Here is a 2,473-nt window from a genome sequence, read left to right as displayed (position 1 = left end):
ATTGAGGCGGGTTGTGAATATATCCGGATTACGGCCCCTAGCATCAAGGAAGCCGAAAACTTACGCGCTATACGCGACGAACTGCGCCGACGCGGGTATCAAGCTCCGCTGGTGGCAGACATCCACTTCACTCCGAATGCTGCCGAAGTGGCTGCCCGTATCGTGGAGAAGGTCCGCGTGAATCCCGGTAACTATGCCGACAAAAAGAAATTCGAAGTAATAGAATACAACGACACCACCTACCAGGCCGAGCTGGACCGTATCCGGGAGCGTTTTGTGCCGCTGGTGCGCATCTGCAAGGAGCACGGTACGGCCATGCGCATCGGCACCAACCATGGCTCCCTGTCAGACCGCATCCTGAGCCGCTACGGCGATACTCCACTGGGTATGGTAGAGAGTGCCCTGGAATTTTTGCGCATCTGTGAAGATGAGCAGTATTACAACATTGTGATCTCGATGAAGGCTTCTAACACGCAGGTGATGGTGCAGGCTTACCGTCTGCTGGTGCAGAAACTGGAGGAGGAAGGGTTGAAACCCTACCCGCTGCACCTGGGCGTAACAGAGGCCGGCGAGGCAGAAGACGGCCGCATCAAATCGGCTGTCGGGATTGGCACTTTGCTCGAAGATGGCCTGGGTGATACGGTTCGTGTATCGCTGACAGAGGCACCGGAAGCAGAGGCTCCTGTAGCCAAGGCCCTGATCGATCGCTATACTTACCGGGCTGAGAAGGCCGAGCCGATCCAGCCCATTTGCAATGTGCCCATCGATCCGTTTCAGTACCACCGCCGGGAAACAAACGAAACAGAGAACCTGGGGGGGCAAAACGTGCCACGCGTGGTAGCCGACCTGAGCCGCCTCACCGATGTGCAGTATGCGGACCTGAAATGCGTCGGGCACCTGTACTCCATGCTGCTCGACAAGTTCAACATGAATGACCTGGGAGCGGACTATATTTATTCCGGCGATCAGCCGATCACGTTCATGCTGCCCAATGGCCTGAAGGAAATAGTGAACTACGTGCCCTGGCAGCTGGCAGAGGATCAGGAAAACCGGCATCCGCTGCTCACCGCCAGGCAATACATGGACGCGACGGATTTGCATCCGAAGCTTAATTTTGTGGAGGCGACAATACACGACATCCTTCCCGAGTTGATGGAGCGCCTGAAACAAGACGCGACAGCAGTGCTCGTGCTCCACACGAATAATGCGCATGCGATGCCGGAGCTACGTAAGTGCTTCTTCCGGTTGATGAACAACGGCGTACAGAATCCGGCCATCATCAGGCGGGCTTACGGCCAGCTGACTGCGGACGAGGTACAGCTGTACGCTTCTACAGACGTGGGCGGTCTGCTGATCGACGGGCTAGGGGACGGCATTCTACTGGGAACCGAGCTGTTGCCGGAGCAGGAAAAAGGGGAGTGGCTGCAGACGATTGACAAGCTGAATAACCTGAGCTTTGGAATCCTGCAGGCCGCACGTACCCGCATGAGCAAGACAGAGTATATCAGCTGCCCGAGCTGCGGCCGTACCTTATTTGACCTGCAGGAAACCACTGCGATGATCCGCAAGCGTACCGACCACCTGAAAGGCGTGAAGATCGGGATTATGGGCTGCATCGTGAACGGCCCCGGCGAAATGGCCGATGCCGATTATGGGTATGTCGGGGTAGGCAAAGACAAAATCGCGCTCTACAGGGGGCAAACCGTGGTGAAAAAAGCGGTACCTGCTGACCGTGCCGTAGATGAACTGATCGAGCTGATTCGGGAAGATGCCAAATGGATAGAGCCCTTGAAGCTGGAGGTATAGCTAAAATTTAAAAGCGCTGGTCTAAATCATTTATAACGATTGACTGTTTAATAAAGGAAGCCGAACGCATCGTTCATGCTATACCTATACGAATTCATCCTAACTGATTAATGAAAATATTATGAAAGGAATGTTTGATTTTTCGGAAGTTGCTACCTATTTCTTCCGGAAGAAAGACCCAAACCGTAGATCGAATTTTAACCTGCGCACCATGCATACCATCAACAAAATTTCGATTTTGATGTTTCTGGCAGCTATGGTCTACTTTGTTATAAAACACATATAATTAGTAGCTGTGAACATAGAAGCGTTCAGAGATTACTGCATTTCAAAAGCGGGTACTACAGAAGAACTGCCTTTTGATGACGACACGCTCGTGTTTAAGGTATGCGGCAAAATGTTTGCCCTCTGTAGCCTTTCTGAGTTTGGGAAAAGGATAGCCTTGAAATGCGAGCCGCAGCGGGCAGCTGAGCTTCGTGACCAGTACTCCCAAATCAAACCTGCTTTCCATATGAGCAAGGTTCACTGGAACGATGTTTTACCGGAATCTGGTTTACTCGATTCGCTCATCATCCAGCTTATTGAAGATTCTTATGCACTCGTGGTTGCCAAACTACCCAAAGCCAAACGACAGGAACTTGAAGTATAGCGAAAAGCCATCAGGTAT

Annotated in this window: 3 protein-coding genes; all 3 read left to right on the top strand. The window is 52.1% G+C overall.

The window, feature by feature from the left end:
* On the top strand, positions 1-1,806 hold a 1,806-nt coding region (ispG, locus tag OB13_RS10200; protein WP_461490061.1), incomplete at its 5' end, for a (E)-4-hydroxy-3-methylbut-2-enyl-diphosphate synthase.
* Positions 1,807-1,927: 121 nt separating this feature from the next.
* Positions 1,928-2,092, top strand: coding sequence for a DUF6728 family protein (locus tag OB13_RS10195; protein WP_461490060.1), 165 nt, complete (start codon positions 1,928-1,930; stop codon positions 2,090-2,092).
* Positions 2,093-2,101: 9 nt separating this feature from the next.
* The gene (locus OB13_RS10190) at positions 2,102-2,455 is read left to right on the top strand and encodes an MmcQ/YjbR family DNA-binding protein (protein ID WP_461490059.1); all 354 of its coding nucleotides are present in this window, start codon (positions 2,102-2,104) and stop codon (positions 2,453-2,455) included.
* The last annotated feature ends 18 nt before the right edge of the window (positions 2,456-2,473 follow it).

Source organism: Pontibacter sp. HJ8 (genome assembly GCF_054824225.1).
Note: the sequence above shows the minus strand (reverse complement) of the source record. Positions and strands in the feature narration are given on the sequence as shown.

Excerpts from the sequence above, each read along its gene's own strand:
- OB13_RS10195 (WP_461490060.1), top strand. The coding sequence starts at position 1,928 with ATGAAAGGAATGTTTGATTTTTCGGAAGTTGCTACCTATTTCTTCCGG.